Source organism: Paenibacillus sp. FSL R7-0297, from assembly GCF_038009025.1.
Classification (GTDB): Bacteria; Bacillota; Bacilli; order Paenibacillales; family Paenibacillaceae; genus Paenibacillus_AQ.
In genome coordinates this window covers 6,606,081-6,628,223 of record NZ_JBBPAQ010000001.1, presented here as the reverse complement: position 1 = coordinate 6,628,223, position 22,143 = coordinate 6,606,081, and the positions used below count along the sequence as shown (strand labels likewise).

Below are 22,143 nucleotides of genomic sequence, written 5' to 3'. Positions count from 1 at the left end.
TCCGCCGAAAGCGGGCGATGGGAGGAAATGAGGGGCAGAAGTGCCCCTAATTTCGCTGAAAGTGGGCGACGGGAGGAAATGAGGGGCAGAAGTGCCCCTGATTCCGCCGAAAGTGGGCGACGGGAGGAAATGAGGGGCAGAAGTGCCCCTGATTTCGCTGAAAGTGGGCGACAGGAGGAAATGAGGGGCAGAATCCCTTTGATCCCGCCGGACGTGGGCGATATGGGGGAATCAAAGGGATAAATCCCCCTAAATCCGCCGAAATCGGGCGGCAAGCGGAAAATAAAGGGATAAATCCCTTTGAATTTGTGCTAGGCAGGCGTTAAGGGAACGCCGTGTCTTTTAAACACGACACCGACCTTTTGCCGCTCCTCTGTAGTCATTTGAATGCGGCAAGCCGGAGGTCTATAATATACAAGTGCGTCACATTCATATACTCATGGAGGTTTACCCATATGCGTAAGTTTGAGTTCTATAACCCTACCAAGCTGATTTTTGGACAAGGGACATTGCAGGCACTCCGCACCGAAGTGCCGAAATACGGCAAGAATGTACTGCTGATGTACGGCGGCGGCAGCATTAAGCGCAGCGGCCTGTACGACAATGTAATTGCTGAGCTGAATGCCATCGGAGCTGTAGTTACGGAATTGGCCGGAGTGGAGCCTAACCCGCGCCTGTCTACCGTACATAAAGGCGTGGATTTATGCCGCGAGAACGGGATCGAACTGATCCTCGCCGTCGGCGGCGGCAGTGTGCTGGATTGTGCCAAGGCTGTAGCTGTCGGTGCGAAATACGATGGGGATATGTGGGACTTCGTGGAGCGCAAAGCGGCGCCTCAGGGAGCTCTTCCGCTGGGGACTGTGCTGACTATGGCGGCTACCGGTTCGGAAATGAACAACGGCTCGGTAATTACGAATGAAGTGACCAAGGAGAAAATGGGCTGGGGCAGCGTGCATGCCTATCCGGCATTCTCGATTCTTGATCCTGAGAATACCTTCTCCCTGCCGCGTGATCAGACGGTCTACGGCATGGTGGACATCATGTCCCATACACTGGAGCATTATTTCCACACAGACGGCAACACACCGGTACAGGACGGCTTCTGTGAAACCCTGCTTCGTACTGTAATCGAGACTGCACCCAAGCTGATCGAAGATCTGAATAACTACGAACTGCGTGAGACCATCATGTACTGCGGCACCATGGCACTGAACGGGATGGTCAGCATGGGCTTTGCCGGTGACTGGGCTACCCACAATATTGAGCATGCCGTATCCGCAGTTTACGATATTCCGCATGGCGGAGGATTGGCCATTCTGTTCCCGCAATGGATGAAGTATAACCTCAGTACGAACCCAGCCCGGTTCCGCCAATTGGCAGTGAACGTATTCGGCATCGATCCGGCCGGCAGAAGCGATGAAGAGGTCGGGCTTGAAGGCATCGTGGCGCTTCGCAGCTTCTGGGATTCGATCGGGGCTCCGAAGACGCTAGGTGATTATGACATCGATGACAGCGAAATCGGCAATATGGCTGACAAGGCTGTCCGTTTTGGCCCATTCGGCAACTTCCGCAAGCTTCAGCGTGAGGATGTTGTAGAGATTTACAAGCTGGCTCTGTAAATTCATTTACAGGCAGTTGACCTTGTAAGCTGGCCCTGTAAGGCAGCTGGATAGACATACCGGCAATGGTTAACCCTATATGCTGCACCATTGTTCAGCCGTTCCCGTTCGCCGGGAGCGGTTTTTTAACATGAAGATCCCTAAATAATCTCTCTTCAGAGATACAATATTGAGATTAATACCCAACTTTGTGAAACCAAGGACATGGTTTCAGCGTTTAAACTAGTATGACAGTCCGGAAGTAAAGACGGGAGGAGACAAACATGCAAACGCTGTATTTGGGCTGTTTGGCGCTGGGCATTATTTTTGCTGTAGTCAGTGTACTTGTAGGCGACCTGATCGGAGGCGCTCTGCACGGGGTTTTTGACTTCGTATCTTTTGATTTCGTCAATCCTGCCATCTTGGCGGGCGGAGTAACGGTGTTCGGCGGAGCGGGGGTACTGCTTAGCCGCTACAGTGGACTGGAAGATGGCGCAATTCTTGCCTTGTCCCTGCTGATTGCGGCTTTTATGGGAGTAGTGCTGCATCTTGTTGTCGTGAAGCCAATGAGGAACAGCGAAATGTCGAACGGATTCTCAATGAATGAGCTGCCGGGCAGAATCGGCGAGGTTACCGTCCCGGTACCTGCTGCAGGCTACGGAGAGATTATGGTAAAGTTCGGCGCTGGTAACAGTCTGCATACGGCGGCCAGCTTTGAACAGCATCTGCTGCCGGCCGGTATCAAGGTTGTAGTTGTGGAGGTCCGCGAGGGGGTAGCCCTTGTGTCAGAATTCGAAGAGAGAAGAGGAGAGGATTCTTAATGTTCGGTATTCCTGATTTTTTGTTTATTCCTGCAGTCGTTGTGGCTGTATTATTTGTACTCGGTATTGCGTTCTGGGCCCGTTACAAAACGGTAGGACCTGATGAAGGGATGATCGTTACCGGCTCCTTCCTGGGCAGTAATCATATCTCAGATGACGGCTCCGGCCGCAAAATCAAAATTGTCCGCGGCGGCGGTGCGTTCATTCTGCCGGTCTTTCAGAAGGCAGAGTTCATGTCACTGCTCTCCCATAAGCTCGACGTGACGACCCCGGAGGTCTACACCGAGCAGGGTGTTCCGGTTATTGCCGATGGGGTCGCGATCATTAAGGTGGGCAGCTCGACCGAGGATGTAGCTACGGCAGCCGAGCAGTTCATGGGCAAGCCGATTGAGGCGCTGAAGAGCGAAGCCCAGGAAGTACTCGAAGGCCATCTGCGGGCGATACTCGGTTCAATGACCGTTGAAGAGGTCTACCGCAACCGGGACCGTTTCGCCCAGGAGGTTCAAGGTGTTGCAGCCCGTGATTTGAAGAAGATGGGGCTGCAGATCGTCTCGTTCACCATTAAGGATGTGCGTGATAAGCACGGATATCTGGAAGCGCTGGGTAAGCCGCGGATTGCCGCAGTGAAGCGGGATGCAGAGATTGCTGAAGCCGAGGCTGTGCGGGATGCGCGGATTCAGAAGGCCAATGCCGAAGAGCAGGGGCAGAAGGCAGAACTGCTGCGTGATACCAATATCGCCGAAGCCTCGAAGGAGAACCAGCTGAAGGTAGCGGCGTTCAAACGTGATCAGGATACCGCCAAAGCGGAAGCGGACCAGGCGTACCATATTCAGGAGGCGCGGGCCAAGCAGACGGTGGTTGAAGAGCAGATGAAGGTCGAGCTGGTCCGCAAGGAACGCGAAATTGATTTGCAGACCAAGGAAATCCAGGTTCGCGAGAAGCAGTATGATGCGGAAGTGAAGAAGAAAGCGGAAGCTGACCGTTATGCGGTGGAGCAGGCGGCGGAAGCCGACAAGGCCAAGCGGATGCGTGAAGCGGATGCGCTGCAGTACAGTATTGAGACTCAGGCTAAAGCGACCTCCGAGCAGAAACGTCTGGAAGGGCAGGCAGTCGCGGATGCCGAACTGGCCAAGGGTAAGGCAGAAGCGGAAGTTATCCGGCTGCGCGGTCTGGCCGAAGCGGAAGCCAAAGAGAAGCTGGCGGAAGCCTTCCAGAAGTTCGGCGAAGCGGCGGTGCTCGATATTATCGTCAAAATGCTGCCGGAGCTGGCCGGGAAGATTGCCGAGCCGCTGGCTTCCATTGATAAGCTGACGGTTGTGGATACCGGCAACGGGGAAGGCGCGGCCCGGGTCAGCAATTATGTGACCCAACTGATGGCGACGGCCCCTGAGATGCTGAAAAGCGTGTCCGGCATTGATGTCGAAGCGCTGATCAAAGGGTTGACCCAAACCAAAGGCAAGCCGGAGCTGGCAGCATCTGCCGAATATACCGGAGCGCCAGTAACCGCCCTCCCGGGTAAACCGAAACCGGCCGTATTACCATCGGCCGCCCCGGTTGAACAACCAGAGGAATAATAGCGTATCACAGAGGTATGGCCGGCAGGTTTAACCGCCTGTCATACCTTTTTTATAGAAATACCGCATTAAGAAACGGAGGTGCAGGCATGGAGCTCATTTTGGATAATATACGCAAGAGCTTTGACGGTAAGGAAGTGCTGAAGGGAATTGACTTCACCTTCGAGCAAGGCAAGATTTACGGGCTCCTGGGACGCAACGGTGCCGGCAAAACCTCGCTGTTCAACTGCCTCAGCGGTGAGATACGCATGGACAGCGGCGGGGCGTTTCTGCGGCGGGAGGAAGTGAGTCTTCCGCTTCGCGAAGAGGAGATCGGCTACGTCTTTTCCCTGCCGATTCTGCCGGATTTCTTAACGGGTTATGAGTTTGTGAAGTTCTACATGGATATCAATAAGGATAAAATAGAACCGGGCAGAAGTATCGAAGAGTATTTTGATATCATCCGTTTTGAGGAGGAGGACCGCCACCGCCTGATTAAGGGCTACTCCCACGGGATGAAGAACAAAATTCAGATGCTCTGCTTCATCATTTCCCGGCCGCCGCTGATTCTGCTGGATGAGCCGCTGACCTCCTTTGATGTGGTGGTCGCGCTGGAGATCAAGAAGCTGCTGCGTGAGATGAAGCAGAAGCATATTATTATTTTCTCCACCCATATCCTGCAGTTGGCTGCCGATCTCTGTGATGAGCTGGTAATTCTGAATAATGGCTCGCTCCGTGAGATTCCCGCGGAAACGCTGCGCAGTCCGGAGTTCGAGGAGCAGATTATCGCGCTGCTGAAGGATGGAGACCATGATTAGCACGCTGAGGGCGATCATGGAGATTCGCGGGATGTCCGGCGCTAACCGGCTGATGTTCTATTTCAGAAAAATCCCCGTTATCGGCAAGCTGGTACCGGCTTCAGTCTATTCTGAGACGGCGCTTAAGCAGACTTTATCGGTAATCGTCTATATCCTCAAAGCCATCTGGGCCTTCTTGTCCAAGTTTGCCTATTTGGGGCTTATGGTCTATTTGCCCGTAAAGCTTGCAGGCAGTGAATTAACCTTAACGCTTTCAGCACAATATCAGCTGTACCTGCAGGTCCTGCTCTGTTTAAGCTTTCTGGTCGCTGCGGTTTCCAGCGCGGTTATTCTGGAGCCCAAACGGGACAAGTATATATTCGTGAAGCTAATGAGGCTCCCTGCGGAGAGATATATGCGTGTTACGCTGGCGCTGCGCGGGATCAGCTTTGCGGTTACGTTTATCCCGGCGATGATGGTCTTCGGGAATCTTCTGGGGGCTCCGCTGTGGCAGGGAGGTGTTCTTGCTCTGCTGCTGACCTTCTGGCGTATTGCCTGCGAGGCCCTGCATTTGTGGTTTTTTGATAAATACGGCATTGTGGTTGTCAAAAAAACTAGCTGGGTCTGGACCGCCATTGGTGCAGGATACCTGCTGGCTTATGTACCTCTGCTCCCGGGATTTGCGTTGGTGGACAGTTCTACGTTGTTCAGTCTGCCTCTGGTGCTTGGTGTGACCGTGCTGGGAGCCCTCTGTGCAGTCTACATCGCCCGTTATCCGGATTACCGCAATGCAGTGGATGCCGTGACCAAAATTGATGATCCGCTGCTGGATATGGGACGCATGATGAAGGAGGCACGGGTGAAGGATGTCGCAACCCGGGAGCAACAGTACACGGCGGAGCAGCTGAACCACGGACGATTCGCAGGCAAAAGCGGGTATGCTTATCTGAATGCGATATTTTTCTCGCGCCACCGGCGGTTACTCATTCATCCAGTGCAGCGGCGCCTGGTGATTATTGGCGCACTCTTCGCGGCTGCATTGCTGACGCTGCTGTTCTCGGAAGCAGCTTTTAACAGAATGGCCCATTATCTGATCAGCGCTTTGCCGACCTTTCTGATCCTTATGAATTACACCTCCATCGGTGAACGTGTCTGCAAGGCTATGTTCTACAACTGTGATCTCAGTCTGCTGCGTTACGGGTTCTACCGCGAACAGTCGGCGATCCTGAGCAACTTTCGGATCCGGCTGCTGCGCATCAGCCTGCTTAATCTGATTCCGGCTGCCGCGATCTGCCTGGCGGTGAATCTGCTGATCCTGCTGTCGGGTGAGAGCTGGGGCGCTGCGGATGCGGTTATCTTTTGCGTGACCATTGTGGCCCTGTCCCTGTTCTTCTCGGTGCATCATCTGTTCATGTATTACATCTTCCAGCCGTACAGTACCGAGCTGAATGTGAAGAATCCGTTCTTTACGATTGTGAACAGTATCGTGCTGGCAGCCGGTTTTATAGCCATGCAGTTCAAGAGCGAGCCCGGGATTTTTGCTTTTATTGTAGTGCTCTCTGCTGTTGTCTATATGCTGGCGGCCCTGATATTGGTCTACAAATTCTCAGGCCGGACGTTTCGGGTGAAATGAGTCCCAGGCTCTTTGCCGCACACTTCTAATTTGAGATTCTTGATGTTATGATAGTAGCTCAAGGTTAATCTTCACATGCTGATACGTGTATCGTGCTGCCAAAATAGATCGGGTATCCAGAATTAAAAGAGGTGTCGCAAGTGAGCAGCAGCATAACAGTGGGCAAGGTACTCAATAACAACGTTATCATTGCTGAGCATCCCCAGTATGCCGAGGTAGTGGTCATTGGCAAGGGTATCGGCTTCAACCGTAAGACACGGGACCGGATCAACCTCTCTTCTGTGGAAAAAATGTTCATTCTGCGGAGCCAGGAGGAGCAGGAGCAGTATAAGCAGCTGGTGCCCCAGGTGGACGAGAAGCTGATTGAGGTGGTCCAGGAGATCGTCCTGCATATTATGCAGAGCAGCCGGCAGGCACTTAACGAGCATATCCATATCGCGCTCACCGACCATATTTCCTTTGCCATCCGCAGGAGTGAACAGCATATATCCATACATAATCCCTTTCTGTACGAGACCCGGGAGATCTATCCGGAGGAATACAGGCTGGCGGAATATGCAGTGGACCGGATTAACGAAGCCATGAAGGTATCACTGCCGCCGGATGAGATCGGATTTGTGGCGCTTCACATTGTCAGTGCACTCAGCAACCGGCATATCTCGGAGGTTAAGCAGCACTCGCAGCTGATCGGCGACATGGTGGGACTGGTGGAGGATAACCTCGAATACCGCATTCCGCGTGATTCTTTGGACTATTCACGTCTGGTGACTCATTTGCGTTTTGTGCTGGAGAGGCTGCGCCGGGGGGAGACTGTACGTGAGACTTCGTCCCTTGACGGGCTGATGAAACGTGAATATCCCGAGATGTATATGCTTGCCTGGAAGCTGACCAAGGTTATCGAACAGCGCGTGCATATCCCGGTATATCCTGCCGAGGTGAGTTATCTGACGATTCATCTGCAGCGTCTTGCCCAGAAGAAGGAAGATGAATCCGGTATGGAACAGCAGGACAGCATTTAGCCTGTTAATTAATGCTTGCAACTTCAAATTATCGGTGCTACAATGATCCCTGTTATTAACAAAACAGAATACAAACGTGTAACTGATACGATCAGGCATGAGTGATTTACAGTATTATGGTTGTCTAGCCCCAACTCGGGGTAATCTAACTTTAGCGTTAGGCGACAACCTGTGTACTGTATTGCTCATGCCTTTTTTGGCTTCTGTTTGAACGAAATCAACGATTAAGGAAGTGACCTCAATGTTCAAAAAGTTATTTGGCGTTTTGCAGAGAGTTGGTAAGGCGCTAATGCTCCCTGTTGCCATTCTGCCTGCTGCTGGTCTGCTGCTCGGCATAGGGAACATGCTCGTTAATCCGGATTTCCTGCAGTATGTTCCGGCGCTGGAGAATGATGTGGTACAGGCGATTGCTACCGTATTGATGAATTCGGGGCAAATTGTATTTGATAATCTCTCCTTGCTGTTTGCAGTCGGCGTAGCCATCGGGCTGGCCGGAGGCGAAGGTGTAGCAGGTCTTGCGGCTATTATCGGATTCCTGGTTATGAACGTAACCATGGGTACGGTGGTCGGCGTCAACGCATACGTGCTGACCTGGAAAGATTTCTCGTATTCCAGTGTTCTGGGGATCCCCACATTGCAGACAGGGGTATTCGGTGGTATCCTGGTTGGGATATTGGCCGCATCTATGTACAAAAGGTTCTTCCGTATAGAACTGCCGTCCTATCTCGGCTTCTTCGCGGGTAAACGTTTTGTACCGATTATGACTGCGGTGACTTCCCTGATTCTCGGTCTTGCGCTTACTCTGGTATGGCCGCCGATCCAGCACGGTCTGAACTATGTCTCGCAGAGTATGATCAACACCAATCTGACGCTGTCAGCCTTTATCTTCGGGGTTATCGAGCGTTCCCTGATTCCTTTCGGCCTGCACCATATCTTCTATTCACCGTTCTGGTATGAGTTCGGAAGTTATGTAGACAAGGCTGGAGATCTGATCCGTGGTGACCAGAGAATCTTCATGCAGCAGCTTCGTGACGGTGTGGATTTCACAGCCGGTACATTTACCACTGGTAAATATCCGTTCATGATGTTCGGACTTCCGGCAGCCGCCCTTGCGATCTATCATGAGTCCAAACCTGAGAACAGACGGGTTGTCGGAAGCTTGATGATTTCTGCAGCGTTGACTTCCTTCCTGACAGGTATTACCGAGCCGCTGGAATTCTCATTCCTGTTCGTTGCTCCGCTGCTGTTCGCTGTACATGCGATATTTGCTGGTCTTTCCTTCATGACCATGCACATCCTTAATGTCAAAATCGGTATGACCTTCTCCGGCGGGTTCATCGACTATGTGCTGTTCGGCGTCATTCCGAACCGCACAGCCTGGTGGCTGGTCATTCCGGTAGGTCTGGTCCTGGCAGTGATTTACTACTTCGGATTCCGCTTCGTTATCCGCAAGTTCAACCTGAAGACTCCAGGCCGAGAAGAGGCTTCGGACGACGAGGAAGAAATGAGCACGGAAAGTGTATCCAAGACCGGCGACGATCTGCCGCGCAACATTCTGTCTGCTCTGGGTGGCAAAGAGAATATCACACATCTTGATGCTTGTATTACCCGCCTTCGTGTCGAAGTGAAGGATAAAGCAGGCGTTGACAAGGGCCGATTGAAGAAACTTGGTGCTTCTGGGGTTCTGGAAGTGGGTAACAACGTACAGGCGATCTTCGGAACCCGTTCGGACACGATCAAATCGCAGATTCAGGATGTCATGAACGGACGGACACCTGCTGCTGCTCCTGTAGCGCCGAAGCCGGAGCTTGAGCAACAGGCCGGCGAGCAGAGTGAGGCTATTATTGCCGAGGATATCGTATCCCCTGTGAACGGTGAGCTGATGGATATTACACTGGTTCCCGATGCGGTCTTCTCGCAAAAGATGACCGGTGACGGCTTCGCCTTCCTGTCCGATGACGGCAAGATTGCCTCGCCGGTATACGGCAAGGTATTCAATGTCTTCCCAAGCAAGCATGCGATAGGCATTATGTCCGACGGCGGCAAGGAAGTGCTCGTGCATATCGGTGTCAATACCGTTAAGCTTAAGGGCCAGGGCTTCACTGTACTGGTAGAAGAAGGCGATCTGGTAGCTGCCGGGCAGCCGATCATGGAAGTGGATCTGGAGTATGTGAAGGCCAATGCACCTTCGGTCATTTCTCCGGTGATCTTCTCCAACCTGCCTGAAGGCTCTTCGGTCACCCTGAAGAAACCGGGCAAAGTAGTCATCGGTGATAAGGATATCATCACCATTCAGTAAAATGTGCAAAGGCGAAGCGCTTCCATTATAATTATAGGGAGCGCGGCCTTCACCATAAGCAACTATCCTAATTAATAGAAAGCGAGTTGGATATTATTATGCAAACAACTTTCAGAATCATTGACGAAGATGGAATTCACGCACGCCCGGCAACAGCGCTGGTAAATACAGCTACAAAATTCAAAGGCACTGAGGCTTTTGCGGAAGCCAAAGGCAAAAAAGTAACTCTTAAATCCATCTTGGGCGTTCTGTCCCTGGGCCTTGAAGCAGGAGATACCCTGACCCTTATTACTGAAGGCAGTGAAGAAGCTGAAGCCCTCAGCGCACTGCAGGAAATTATGGTTAAAGAAGGGCTGGGAGAAGTTCATGAGTAAAATTTCAGGAATCGCGGCTTCCGCAGGTATTGCAGTAGCCCGTGCCTTTATCCTGGAACATCCGGACTACACCATTACCAGAACAGCGGTCACGGATGTGGACGCTGAGCTTGCGAAGCTGAATGATGCGCTGGATAAATCCAGAGGCGAACTGCAGAGCATCAAAGAGCGCACACTGGCAGAGCTTGGCGAGAAAAAAGCAGAGATCTTCGAATCTCATCTGCTGATTCTTGATGATCCCGAGCTGATTACGCCTGTAATGGATAAAATCCGCGAGGAATCGGTAAATGCGGACTATGCCCTAAATGAAGTAGCCACCCAGTTTGTAGAAATGTTCCAGAACATGAAGAGCGCGTACCTGCAGGAACGTGCAGCCGATATGCGTGACGTAACCAAGCGCGTACTGAACCACCTGCTCGGCATTCACTATGTGAGTCCGGCAGAAATCAGTGAAGAGGTTATCGTGATTGCACTGGATCTGACACCTTCTGATACGGCACAGCTTAACCGGAATTTCGTTAAAGGCTTCACAACCAATATCGGCGGACGTACTTCCCATTCCGCGATTATGGCCCGTTCCCTGGAAATTCCGGCTGTAGTAGGCACTAAGAACGTATTGTCTCTCGTCAAAGCAGGGGATCTGATCATCGTTGACGGTCTGAACGGCGATGTGCTGATCAACCCGACAGAGGCTGAAGTCGCTGAATACACCGCGAAGCAGGAAGCTTATAATCTGCAGATTGCCGAGTGGAAGAAGCTGCGTGATGAACCAACTGTATCGGCTGACGGCAAGCATGTAGAGCTGGCTGCCAATATCGGTACACCGAATGATGTAACGGGTGTAATTGAGAACGGCGGCGAAGGCGTAGGCTTGTACCGTACTGAATTCCTGTATATGGGCCGCGACAAGCTGCCTTCCGAAGAAATTCAGTACAATGCCTACCGCAGCGTGCTTGAGAACATGCAAGGTAAGCCGGTAGTTGTGCGTACACTGGATATCGGCGGTGACAAAGAGCTGCCGTATCTGGATCTGCCGAAGGAAATGAATCCGTTCCTCGGCTTCCGTGCGATCCGTCTGTGTCTGGACCGTCAGGATATCTTCCGCACCCAGCTGCGTGCCCTGCTTAGAGCCAGTGCCCACGGTGACCTGCGGATTATGTTCCCGATGATCGCGACGCTCGGCGAATTCCGTGCAGCCCGTGATCTGCTGCTGGAAGAGAAGGTCAAGCTGCGTGAAGAAGGCAAAGAAGTATCCGATAACATCCAGCTGGGCATCATGGTTGAGATTCCTTCGACCGCAGTACTGGCTGACCAGTTCGCCAAAGAAGTGGATTTCTTCAGTATTGGTACGAATGACCTTATCCAATATACAATGGCTGCGGACCGTATGAATGAACGGGTATCCTATCTGTATCAGCCATACAACCCGGCAATTCTCCGTCTGGTCAAAATCGTCATTGATGCAGCACACGCCGAAGGCAAGTGGACTGGCATGTGTGGTGAAATGGCCGGCGATGCTACAGCGATTCCGCTGCTGCTCGGCCTTGGCCTGGATGAATTCAGCATGAGTGCAACCTCCATTCTGCCGGCTCGCAGCCAGATTGCCAAGCTGTCTGCTGCAGATATGAAGGAAATGGCTGCCCAGGCGCTGCAGCTCGGCACTGCCGAGGAAGTAGCGGCACTTGTGCAAAGCCGTGTGAATTAATTCGTTTTTGGTTTTCTGTTTGAGGCAATTCCACTTTTCCAACTACTTTAGCCGGTCTCCGATACAGGAGGCCGGTTTTTTTTGAATTGTGATCATGCATCCACTTCAGCAAGAACGGAACCGCCCTTTCCGGCAGCATTATATATAATAAGTCCATCACTTCCGAAGGGTGGAATTATTTTTGCAGAAATTCAGTGCCTCGCAGCTTTATATGTTCATGGTGTTTATGATGTCATTAGCGGGCAGCACCATATTTACAACCTACAGCATTTATTATGTTACTGAGCTAGGGTTAAATCCGTTCCAGCTCGTACTGGTTGGAACGGTTCTAGAGATAACAGTGTTAGTGTTCGAAGGTATAACAGGTGTTGTAGCAGATACATACAGCCGTAAGCTGTCGGTTATTATCGGAATGTTCGTGCTGGGAAGTGCTTTTGTGCTGGAAGGATGTATTATCTGGATGATGCACCCGGCCTCCATGGTGCCTGCATTTGCCTGGCTGCTTATGTCCCAGATGCTGTATGGCATTGGCTGGACGTTTGTCAGCGGGGCGGACACGGCCTGGATTGTAGACGAGCTGGATAAGGAGCAGACGGGGGCGATTTTTATGCGTTCCAAAGTATTTGCGCTAAGTGCATCTCTGCTGGGCATTGCTGTCAGTGTAGGATTATCACTGCTTGCGCCGAATATGCCTTTCCTGGCAGGAGGCGCTGTCTATTTCATACTTGGGCTGGTATTAATCCGTTATATGAAGGAAACGGGCTTTATCCGGCGGGAGCGTGAGCCACACACCTCACCAGTCCGTGAACTGGGCAAGACCTGGGTAAGCGGCGTATCCGTACTCAGACATCACCCCCTGCTTCTGCTGCTGACCGTTGTAACATTATTTAACGGGGCTGCGTCTGAAGGGTATGACCGCCTGTGGCAAATCCACCTCATCGATGAAATCGGCTTCCCGGATACCTCCGTGTCAATGGCGGTATGGTTCGGCCTGATCAGTGCAGCGGCAACAATTTTGGGGATACTGGCCGTGCGTTTTGCCGGGAAAAGAATGGATCTGCTCCTGGAACGAAGGATCTCTGCCGCATTGTTCATACTGACCTGTATCCGCATGGGCTGCATCCTGCTGCTTGCGCTTGCACCGAATTTCACGGCCGCGATCTTTGCGGTGCTTCTCCTGGGGGTGGCCGGTTCCGTGAGCGATCCTATCTATACTACCTGGCTGAACTCGAAGCTTCCAAGCCGGAACCGGGCCACAGTCCTGTCGATGATTAGTCAATCGGATGCACTCGGCCAGTCCGCAGGCGGTCCGGTTGTTGGTTATATAGGCAGCCGTTTCTCGATCAGGGCCTCCATTCTGGCTGCCGGATTCCTGCTGCTTCCAATTCTGACGTTGTTCGGAAAGGTCATGCGTAAACGCTAAAAGAAGCAAAACAACATTTAACAGTTGTTATTTGGCAGTAGGACAAGTATACTTCCGGGTAGATTCGCAGCGACCACCTCATGAACTTAAATACCCGGGACTTCATGCCGATATAGGATATAGCAAGCAGATGCTATTCTACCCCGTAACCCAAACCTGTGAACATAATGTTACATATTATAAGATGAACCGTGAGTAAGAATTCTCAGCGATACCCGCTTGCAGAGCTGTGCAAGTATTGGTTTGGTGATATATGGAAATAACTTGGTTGTAATAGAGTGATCAGTTTTCGGCCGGATGGCAGAGAGCATTAGGATGGTGAATAGAAATGAGCAGCAATTATATAAATGCAGAATCAGTAATGGAGACCTATGAAGGCAAAGACCTTGGATTAACGTATTCTGCGGAGTACAGTATGTTTAAAGTCTGGGCACCGACTGCGTTTGCAGTATCGCTGGTGCTGTATGCTACCGGCGGGAATGGCATATCAGCCGGCCATACCGGAGATTACAAGGACAGTGGCAGGATTATCAACATGCAGCGCTCAGACGGCGGGGTCTGGGAAGTCAGGGTTTCCGGTGATCTTAAGGGTAAGTATTATATGTACCGGGCTGTATTTGCGGACGGAAGCATCAATGAAGCTGCAGACCCCTATGCAACGGCTGTATCGGCTAATGGTCTGCGGACGGCGATCATCGATTTGCAGGATACGAATCCGGCTGGTTGGGATCAGGATACTTCTCCTGTACTGGCGCATCCGGCCGATGCTGTAATCTATGAGCTGCATGTACGTGATTTCTCGGCTCATGAGAGCTCGGGTCTTACCCATAAGGGGAAATTCAAGGCGTTCACTGAGATGGGGCTGCGGGATGCTGCGGGTCATGCACTGGGCATAGATCATCTGGCTGAGCTGGGGATTACGCATGTGCATCTGCTGCCGGTATTCGACTTCCAGACGGTGGATGAGCTGAAGGCTCCCGGTGAAGCACCGCTGTCTCCGCTATTCACAGACTACAACTGGGGCTATGACCCCCAGCACTATAATGTGCCTGAAGGCTCGTACAGCACAGACCCAGCCAGTCCGCCTACCCGTATCCGTGAGTTCAAGGAGATGGTGCAGGCCCTGCACAGCCGTGGTATCTCTGTCATTATGGATGTGGTCTACAACCATACGTATTCTTTAGAAAAAGGACCCTTCCAGCCGCTTGTACCGGATTATTACTACCGCCATGACTATAGCGGCCGGCTCTCCAACGGATCGGGTGTCGGTAATGAGCTGGCGACAGAACAGCCGATGGTCCGCAAATATATTAAAGACTCCTTGACCTACTGGGCATCAGAGTATCATATCGACGGTTTCCGCTTTGATCTGATGGGATTAATGGACAGTGTGACCATGCGTGAGATCACGGAAGAGCTGCGGCTGGAGATTAATCCGAATCTGCTGCTCTACGGTGAGCCCTGGACAGGCGGAGACTCTCCGCTTGCCACCAAGACCCTGAAGGGTGTGCAGCGCGGGAAAGGTTATGCCGTCTTCAATGATAACTTCCGCTCTGCCCTCAAGGGAGACAGTGACGGCTGGGGCAAGGGCTTCACTACCGGAGAATACGGTAAAGAAGGTGCGGTTGCTTCCGGGATCAAGGGAGCCATACATGAGTTCACCGATTCGCCTGTAGAGACAGTGAACTATGTAACGGCACATGATAATCTCAATCTGTGGGACAAAATTCTCGCTACCCAGGGATTACGCCAGGAAGCGCGTTTACTGGAGCTTGAGAATGGCAGGCTGCGGGGCGGCGGGGATCTGGAAACCGCTGTGGAGCAGGCTGATCCGTATTTCGCGATTGATACCCTGGATGTGCTGGAGAATGAGACTGTACGGCGTTCTCTGCTGGCTAACGGGATTATCCTGACCTCGCAGGGAATACCGTTCCTGCACGCCGGAGATGAGCTTCTGCGCAGCAAATACGGTGACCATAACAGCTACCGCAGTCCGGACTGCATCAATGCCATCCGCTGGGAGAACAAGAAGAAGTTCCTTCCCGTATATCAATATTACAAAGGTCTGATTGAGCTGCGGCGGGGACATCCGGCTTTCCGGCTGCATGGACGTCAGGAGATTGAGCGCAGTCTTGAGTTCCTGCGCTGTGACAGCGGAGTCATTGCCTATGTGCTGAAGAATCATGCCGGCGGCGATGTATGGAATAATATTGTAGTGATTTACAATGCAAATATGGAACCGGTAACCCAGTGTCTGCCTGAATCCTCCGGCTGCTGGAATATCGTTGTTGATCATACTCATGCTGGAGCGGAAGCTTTCCGGCAGACGGAGAACGGCAATGTTGAAATTGCCGGATTGTCGATGATGGTGCTCTACGATAAATACGGCGAGCCTGAACCGAGATCGAAGGTAGTGGAAGTTCATTATGAACGGCCGGACGGCGATTACCGGGGCTGGAATCTCTGGGTATGGGGTACAGGCATTCAGGATGGACAACGGGACTTCCAGCACATGGAGGACGGTCACGCAGTAGCGCGGATCGAGGTGCTGCCAGGCACAGCGTCTATCGGGTACATCCTCCGGCTGAATGACTGGGAGGAGAAGGACGGTGCCGGAGACCGCTTCATCGACTGCTCCGGCAGCGAGGAGCAGGTGTTGAAAGTAACCGTACGGGAACGTAAGCTGGAGCACGACGGTGAGGCGGCTGATCCGCTGCAGCGCACCAGTTAGAACGCAATATGAGCTGATCTGTTCCTTCCCCCAGGGGAAGGACAGGTCAGCTCTTTTTATAAGGCACACCGGCCCTCCGATTATGTTTCAAATGCCCCTCTATCCGATGCTTGACGATCAGCTCCTTACAAGGTCCAGTAACGAAATAACAGATGACAGAGTATGGAACAGAGCCAAAAGCCAATTGGCTTGGGAAATGTACTTAGGAGAACAAGGCCAAGAATCCCCGTATGCCGCTCCGGCACGGGCAGACGATTTGTCAGGACTTCCGCCCACATACACCTGCGTCGGTGACTTAGATCCGTTTCGCGATGAAACCATTCAGTATGTGTTAAGGCTCACGCAGGCGGGTGTGCCGACTGAATTTCATTTGTACCCCGGATGTTTTCATGGGTTTGAAGAATACTTTCCTTCTGCGGAGATCAGCCAAAGAGTTGTGAAAGAATATTGCACGGCTTTAAAACATGCCTTATACAAAATACAAATGAACAGCTGATTTCTTCAGCATAACAGATAGAGGGGGCGCATTCGCTAAGGAATGCGCCCCCTCTATCTGAATGGCTTAGGCTATTTCGGCTGGCGAGTGTATTCTTCATCCACATTCTCGCTGTACAGATTGGCCTCATTGCCGCCATGATTCTTGGAGCGGTACATGGCCAGATCAGCGGCGCGGAGCAGATCATTGATGCTGCTGCCATGCTGCGGATAGAGGGCTACACCAATGCTGGCAGAAGTATGGAAGCTGGAGCCTTTGTTGACCGACCAGGATTTATTGAACAGCTGGAGCAGACGCGCCAGCATTTCATCGAGCATTTCCGGACTTGTGAACCGGTGCAACACCACCGCAAATTCATCACCGCCGATGCGGAACGCCTGGCCTGAGCCCTTAACGGTCTGCTGCAGCTCCCGTGAGAGCAACTGCAGGAATTCATCCCCTGCCAGATGCCCCAGCGTATCATTCAGCTGCTTGAACCGGTCGCAATCCAGCAGGGCTACGGCAATCTCCTGCCGGCGCTCCTCCGGCTGGTTAATCAGATTCTCCATGTACATTTTGAAATGGGCCCGGTTGGGAATGGCAGTCAAATGATCATAGAAGGCCAGCTTGTGCAGCCGTTCCTCATATTGCTTGCGCTGGGTAATCTCACGCGATACCAGCATGAATTGTGCAGGGAAAGCCCGGCTTCCCGGAATAGGTGTGACTTTGGTCTCGAGCCATACCCAGTGCCCTTCTGCCGAACGCATACGCAGCTCGGAAATCCGCGGTGAAGCCTGAACTACACTCTTCAGCTTGGCCCAGGAAATCTCGGCTTCGCGGATATAATTGGAGAGAGGGGCGCCCTTGCTTGGAACATACCCAAGTACACTTGAATGAGATGGGGATGCGTACAGGATCAGGCCATTGTGATCGGTCAAAATAATGAAATCGGACATGGTTTCGCCGATCAGCTGGTATAGTGATTTCTCTTCCAGCATTTCATTCTGCAATGATATGAGTCTGCGGCAGAGATAAATGATAACCAGGACAAGCAGGAACAGGAATACTGAATAGACGGCGAACAGCGAGCTTTTCAGATTCTTGAACTCTAGAATAACCTGCCGGGCATAGCTGTCGATCAGATCCTCGGCGGTATCCAGCGTCCCCCTTACCTCGGTGAGCTGGGTATGTACGGCCAGCGGGGAGTAGGCCGCAGGGTTCCAATCACTCTGGACCCGCTGCGAGATCAGTCCCCTTCCGTTATCCTTCCAGAGCTTAAGTGAGGTCTCGAACTGCTCCAGCTCGCTTCCCAGCTCATCCAGCAGCAGCTCACTCTGCTTCATTCCACTGTATGGACTCTCTACAGAATCCAGATTATAACGGGCAGTGCTGACCCGCTGCTGCGCCTGGGCATTATTGTCCTCGAACTCCTGAGAGAGCACACTGCGCTGCGCATCCGTTATATTGCCGCTGAGGGAAGTCTGGAGCGCGATGGCAGACTGATGCAGATCACGGTCGGCATTCAGCACAAGCTCGGAGTTCTGGTATACATCACTGTATAAGGAATCCGATAGTTTATTCATCGTATAATTCAGATATAACAGGGAGGCAACACTGATGCCAACCAGAATTACGGAGATGGAGGTGAATAATAGGATTAATCTGCGTGTACTTGTGATCTCGGAAAAAACTGCCACTGTCATCCTCTCCCCGCATAGAACTTTACGAATCTCATTGGTGTACCTTGGGTGCATGCGGAACTTATCCTTATGCGGCAAATGGCTGTTTGCTGGCAGATAAAGAGAGATTATGTTAGCGAGTCCTAAAAGCAGGGGAAGAAGGAGGGAAATGAAAGAAAAAATCCCGGTTTAACCGCGGTTTCTTTTCACCAGTATATAGGACTACCTTCATAGAGAGCAATTGCTGAAAAAAATAATAAGCCTCATCATCTCCTGCTGCCGGATCTACGGGTCGTCAAGCGAACCGGGAAACCGGGAAGGAAATTGCTTGAGACATATGACGTGCTACTTTTACGAAGATATATGTATAACTAACTACTATAAGTATTCTACCCTTGAGACCTATTACCCACATTTATTGCAAACGATACCCCTCCCGGGATTAATTAAAAGTTAATTTTGCTGAAACGGCTTAGTTTACCCGGAAAGGGTGGATGGAACAGGAAAATCCGCCAGCCTCAACCAATCTGAGGCGGACGGATAGAGTAAATATGATATAACCAGGCTCGTTAATACAGGAAGGCTAATCGGTTCGCAGCGCGTAGATTGGCCGCATTCTGGCTGCCTTGTTAGCCGGGATCATTCCGAAGACAACCCCGATGATCAGGGAGAATGTGAAGGAGATCAGGACCATGTTCCAGGATGTCGCCACATTCATGGTTGTATATTTCCCCACGGCCCAGCTGGCACCAAGCCCCAGCCCGACTCCGATCAGGCCCCCTGTTCCGCTTAAGACTACAGACTCAATCATGAACTGCATCATGATGTTGATTTTTTTGGCCCCGATCGCTTTGCGGATTCCGATCTCCCGCGTCCGCTCGTTAACGGAGACAATCATTATATTCATGATTCCTATGCCGCCGACGAACAGGGATATACCGGCAATGCCGCCAAGTGCCATAGAGAGCGTATCACTGGTCTCGTTCACCGTTTCCAGCATTTCCTGAGAATCGAAGACAGAGTAGGAGTTCTCCGCACCGCTGAATTTGGCATCGAGAGTAGACTCCAGCTCGGTTTTCACATCCTCCACATTATCGTTGGAAGTAGTTGTGATCGTAATCGAGCGGACTCCCTTACTCTGCAGAAACCGTTCAGCGGTTGAGATAGGAATCAGAATCTTCTCGTCGCTGGAGCCGCCGCTGGTTGAGCCTTTGCTCTCCAGCAGACCGACGATCTTGAAGCTGCTTCCATTGAGCTGTACCTTTTGACCTACAGGGTCATCCGTGCCGAACAGATCTTCAGCCGTATCTGTTCCGATCAAGGCTACCTTTTGACGGTACTCTGTATCAATCTCCAGCAGAAACCGTCCGGCTTGCACATGGAAATCCTGGACCTCCTCATAGGCAGGTGTTATCCCTTCAACGGATACTGAAACGTTCTCGGTCCCATTCTTGGCGGTAACATTCCCCGTGATTACAGGAGATACATTCTCCACCCCTTCAATCTCTCCAAGTGCCAGAGCTTCCTCGTAGGTTAAGGAAGTCGTCGCCCCGCGTCCCATAATGTTAACCGTCAGCTGGTTGGTTCCAAGAGAGCTTAAGGATTCCGTAATCTGCGAAGTCGTTCCCTGGCCTACCGAGACTAGGGCGATTACGGAGGATACACCGATAATGATGCCCAGCATCGTGAGGAAGGCTCTGATTTTACTGCTGAGAATACTTTTAAAAGCCATTTTCATGCTCTGATACAGCATCATGAGTGGGACACCTTCCGATCCTCCACGAGATCCCCGTCCTGAATGCGGATGATCCGTTTGGCCTGCTCGGCGATTTCGAGGTCATGCGTGATTAGAATAATGGTATGTCCCTGTTCATTAAGCGCTTTGATCATCTCCAGAACTTCCTTGCCCGTCTTGGAATCAAGCGCACCAGTCGGTTCATCGGCAAGCAGGAGAGGAGGGGTGCCGGCAAGGGCGCGGGCGATTGCCACACGCTGCTGCTGGCCCCCCGACAGCTCGGACGGAAGATGATCAATTCTGCTCTCCAGACCCACACTGACCAGAGCATTGCGGGCAATCTCTCGGCGTTCCCGGTGAGACATTCCCCGGTAGATAAGGGGCAGCTCCACATTCTCTACTGCCGATAATTTCGGCAGCAGATTGAAGTTTTGAAAGATAAAGCCGATTTTCTCATTGCGGATCTGGGCCAGCTTGTTGTCGGACAGCTTGCGGATTTCCTGGCCGTCCAGGAAATAATTACCCTCATTCGCGACATCCAGGCACCCCAGCATGTTCATCAGGGTCGACTTGCCCGAGCCTGAGGGTCCGATGATCGCAACAAACTCACCGTATTCGATGTTGAAGGTCAGGTCCTTGAGGATCACCATTGATTCTCCGGCCATGGTATAGCTGTGCTGCATGTTCTGAACCCGGATTAACGGTTCGGAGGTGCTCATCGTCCGCCACCGCCTCCGGAGAAGCCGCCGCCCGTCATTCCTCCGCCAGCTCCGCCGCCAGTGAAGCCGCCGGTCATTCCGCCGCCGAAGCTGCCGCCCATACCGCCTTGCATCTGTGTCTGCTGGGTGGAAGTGTTGCCTGTAGAGATCACAGTTGGAATGATCACTTCATCCCCTTCATTTAAGCCGCTCACGATTTCGATATTGCTCTCGTTATGAATACCCACCTCAACGGCAACCCGTTTCTGGCCGGATGCTGAGCTTGCTGCGGTTCTGCCGCCGGATACGCCGCCCGGGAATTCACCGCCGCCGTAACCGCCGCTGCGCATGCCCCGGCCGCCTGTCTGACCTTCTCGGCCTTGCCATTCACCGCTAGGTGGGCCGCCACCCGCATCACCGCTCGGAGCCTGACCGCCTGCCGCATCACCGCTAGGAATCTGGCCGCCCACCGCATCACCGCTCGGAGCCTGACCGCCTGCCGCATCACCGCTAGGAATCTGGCCGCCCACCGCATCACCGCTCGGAGCCTGACCGCCTGCCGCATCAGAGCTAGGAATCTGGCCGCCCACCGCACCGCCGCTCGGAGCCTGACTGCTTGCCGCACCGCTGTCCGTTGCCGCGGATTCCCCGCCTTCGGTCACAGGCACATTCACGTAATATTTGCCGTTCACTTCGGATACCGCCTCGATCGGCACGGTCAGAATATCATTTTTCTCTTCAATGGTAATCGCGACTTCTGCGGACATGCCGACCAGTACTCCCTTAGAGTCATTCAAGCCTACTGTGACATTGAACAGGGAGACGCCGTTTGAGGAGGTTCCTTCCTTGGCGATATCAATAACCTTGCCGGCAAACTCTTTATCCTCAAGCGCATCCAGCGTAATCGTTGACACCTGATCCAGTTTGATCTGAGGAATATCCAGTTCATCCACCTGTACCGTTACGCTCAAATTAACGTAGTCAGTCATGGTGAACAGCTCTGTACCATTCTGAGCCTGTTCGCCGTCCGTAATATTTACAGCTGTAATCGTTCCGTCGATAGGAGCCGTTAACGGATCTGGCGGAACCATATCCTCATAGATGGCAGCAATGGAATCCTGTTGATCTACAATATCGCTTTTGGCTTTATCAATGGCTGTTTTTGCCGATTCCAGCTCTTCATCTGTAGCATTATTCATCGCGATCGTTTTGTAGTTTTCCTGCTTGTTCGTAAGCTCTGTTTTGAGGTTCTCCAGCGATTTGTTGGCTTCCTTCAGCTTGTCGTCGAAATCGCCCGCCACAAAGGTGATCAGCACATCGCCTTTTTTGACGACATCGCCTTTTTTAACCATGACTGTATCCACTTCACCGGCTTCTTTGGTGCGGATGCTCTCACTGTTGATTGCCGAAACTGAGCCGGAGCCGGAGACACCGACGAGGATATTTCCCTTGGTCACCATAGAGGTATTCATTGGAGCGGCATTGACCTGCGGGTTCTGATCCGGCCACAATACATAGCCCAGAATTCCTGCAATAGCAATAACAACAACGGCTGAGGCGATAATCATTTTCTTCTTCTTTTTCATTCCGATCCTCCATCTTA

Annotated in this window: 15 protein-coding genes and 1 pseudogene; 12 read left to right on the top strand and 4 right to left on the bottom strand. The window is 52.1% G+C overall.

Going from position 1 to position 22,143, the window contains the following annotated elements:
• Positions 1 to 455: 455 nt before the first annotated feature.
• The 12 genes and pseudogenes from MKZ24_RS28830 to MKZ24_RS28775 form a co-directional block, all read left to right on the top strand.
• Entirely contained in the window at positions 456 to 1,619 is a 1,164-nt protein-coding gene (locus MKZ24_RS28830) for an iron-containing alcohol dehydrogenase (RefSeq protein ID WP_340789160.1), read from the top strand.
• Positions 1,620 to 1,882: 263 nt separating this feature from the next.
• Complete coding sequence (locus MKZ24_RS28825) at positions 1,883 to 2,419, top strand: hypothetical protein (RefSeq protein ID WP_042234082.1); 537 nt, start codon at positions 1,883 to 1,885, stop codon at positions 2,417 to 2,419.
• Positions 2,419 to 3,993: a flotillin family protein gene (locus MKZ24_RS28820; RefSeq protein ID WP_042234084.1), complete on the top strand. Its 1,575-nt coding sequence runs from the start codon at positions 2,419 to 2,421 to the stop codon at positions 3,991 to 3,993. Before MKZ24_RS28825 ends, MKZ24_RS28820 begins: the two co-directional genes overlap by 1 nt.
• Positions 3,994 to 4,082: 89 nt before the next feature.
• A complete protein-coding gene (locus MKZ24_RS28815; protein WP_042234087.1) occupies positions 4,083 to 4,790 on the top strand; it encodes an ABC transporter ATP-binding protein in 708 nt (235 codons plus the stop codon).
• Positions 4,783 to 6,402, top strand: coding sequence for a hypothetical protein (locus MKZ24_RS28810; RefSeq protein ID WP_340789154.1), 1,620 nt, complete (start codon positions 4,783 to 4,785; stop codon positions 6,400 to 6,402). The genes MKZ24_RS28815 and MKZ24_RS28810 overlap by 8 nt, the downstream gene beginning before the upstream one ends.
• Positions 6,403 to 6,542: 140 nt before the next feature.
• The gene (glcT, locus tag MKZ24_RS28805) at positions 6,543 to 7,421 is read left to right on the top strand and encodes a glucose PTS transporter transcription antiterminator GlcT (protein ID WP_042234091.1); all 879 of its coding nucleotides are present in this window, start codon (positions 6,543 to 6,545) and stop codon (positions 7,419 to 7,421) included.
• A gap of 241 nt (positions 7,422 to 7,662) precedes the next feature.
• Positions 7,663 to 9,720: a glucose-specific PTS transporter subunit IIBC gene (ptsG, locus tag MKZ24_RS28800; protein ID WP_042234092.1), complete on the top strand. Its 2,058-nt coding sequence runs from the start codon at positions 7,663 to 7,665 to the stop codon at positions 9,718 to 9,720.
• A gap of 98 nt (positions 9,721 to 9,818) precedes the next feature.
• Positions 9,819 to 10,094 (top strand): HPr family phosphocarrier protein, encoded by a 276-nt coding sequence (locus MKZ24_RS28795; protein WP_039309348.1) that lies wholly within the window; start codon positions 9,819 to 9,821, stop codon positions 10,092 to 10,094.
• Positions 10,087 to 11,799: a phosphoenolpyruvate--protein phosphotransferase gene (gene ptsP, locus MKZ24_RS28790; protein ID WP_340789147.1), complete on the top strand. Its 1,713-nt coding sequence runs from the start codon at positions 10,087 to 10,089 to the stop codon at positions 11,797 to 11,799. Before MKZ24_RS28795 ends, ptsP begins: the two co-directional genes overlap by 8 nt.
• Positions 11,800 to 11,980: 181 nt before the next feature.
• Positions 11,981 to 13,222 carry an MFS transporter gene (locus tag MKZ24_RS28785; RefSeq protein WP_340789143.1) on the top strand — a complete coding sequence of 414 codons (1,242 nt, stop codon included), beginning with the start codon at positions 11,981 to 11,983 and terminating at the stop codon, positions 13,220 to 13,222.
• A 328-nt stretch (positions 13,223 to 13,550) separates the two neighbouring features.
• Positions 13,551 to 15,953 carry a type I pullulanase gene (pulA, locus tag MKZ24_RS28780; protein WP_340789141.1) on the top strand — a complete coding sequence of 801 codons (2,403 nt, stop codon included), beginning with the start codon at positions 13,551 to 13,553 and terminating at the stop codon, positions 15,951 to 15,953.
• 70 nt (positions 15,954 to 16,023) lie between these two features.
• Positions 16,024 to 16,449, top strand: a pseudogene (locus MKZ24_RS28775) (alpha/beta hydrolase fold domain-containing protein); the annotation flags it as partial.
• Between the two features lie 71 nt (positions 16,450 to 16,520).
• Here the strand turns inward: MKZ24_RS28775 and MKZ24_RS28770 are convergent.
• The 4 genes from MKZ24_RS28770 to MKZ24_RS28755 form a co-directional block, all read right to left on the bottom strand.
• Positions 16,521 to 18,125, bottom strand: a complete 1,605-nt coding sequence (locus MKZ24_RS28770; protein WP_052416136.1) for a diguanylate cyclase domain-containing protein — start codon at positions 18,123 to 18,125, stop codon at positions 16,521 to 16,523.
• A 565-nt stretch (positions 18,126 to 18,690) separates the two neighbouring features.
• Complete coding sequence (locus tag MKZ24_RS28765) at positions 18,691 to 19,863, bottom strand: ABC transporter permease (protein WP_340789135.1); 1,173 nt, start codon at positions 19,861 to 19,863, stop codon at positions 18,691 to 18,693.
• On the bottom strand, positions 19,860 to 20,561 hold the full coding sequence (locus MKZ24_RS28760) for an ABC transporter ATP-binding protein (protein ID WP_340789132.1): 702 nt from the start codon (positions 20,559 to 20,561) through the stop codon (positions 19,860 to 19,862). The genes MKZ24_RS28765 and MKZ24_RS28760 overlap by 4 nt, the downstream gene beginning before the upstream one ends.
• Positions 20,558 to 22,126, bottom strand: a complete 1,569-nt coding sequence (locus MKZ24_RS28755) for an efflux RND transporter periplasmic adaptor subunit (RefSeq protein ID WP_340789129.1) — start codon at positions 22,124 to 22,126, stop codon at positions 20,558 to 20,560. Before MKZ24_RS28755 ends, MKZ24_RS28760 begins: the two co-directional genes overlap by 4 nt.
• Positions 22,127 to 22,143 lie beyond the last annotated feature (17 nt).

Coding starts and splice junctions, on each gene's coding strand:
- MKZ24_RS28760 (WP_340789132.1), bottom strand. CDS start 20,561: ATGAGCACCTCCGAACCGTTAATCCGGGTTCAGAACATGCAGCACAGC.
- MKZ24_RS28755 (WP_340789129.1), bottom strand. CDS start 22,126: ATGAAAAAGAAGAAGAAAATGATTATCGCCTCAGCCGTTGTTGTTATT.
- MKZ24_RS28825 (WP_042234082.1), top strand. CDS start 1,883: ATGCAAACGCTGTATTTGGGCTGTTTGGCGCTGGGCATTATTTTTGCT.
- MKZ24_RS28820 (WP_042234084.1), top strand. CDS start 2,419: ATGTTCGGTATTCCTGATTTTTTGTTTATTCCTGCAGTCGTTGTGGCT.
- MKZ24_RS28815 (WP_042234087.1), top strand. CDS start 4,083: ATGGAGCTCATTTTGGATAATATACGCAAGAGCTTTGACGGTAAGGAA.
- MKZ24_RS28810 (WP_340789154.1), top strand. CDS start 4,783: ATGATTAGCACGCTGAGGGCGATCATGGAGATTCGCGGGATGTCCGGC.
- ptsG (WP_042234092.1), top strand. CDS start 7,663: ATGTTCAAAAAGTTATTTGGCGTTTTGCAGAGAGTTGGTAAGGCGCTA.
- MKZ24_RS28795 (WP_039309348.1), top strand. CDS start 9,819: ATGCAAACAACTTTCAGAATCATTGACGAAGATGGAATTCACGCACGC.
- MKZ24_RS28830 (WP_340789160.1), top strand. CDS start 456: ATGCGTAAGTTTGAGTTCTATAACCCTACCAAGCTGATTTTTGGACAA.
- ptsP (WP_340789147.1), top strand. CDS start 10,087: ATGAGTAAAATTTCAGGAATCGCGGCTTCCGCAGGTATTGCAGTAGCC.
- pulA (WP_340789141.1), top strand. CDS start 13,551: ATGAGCAGCAATTATATAAATGCAGAATCAGTAATGGAGACCTATGAA.
- MKZ24_RS28765 (WP_340789135.1), bottom strand. CDS start 19,863: ATGATGCTGTATCAGAGCATGAAAATGGCTTTTAAAAGTATTCTCAGC.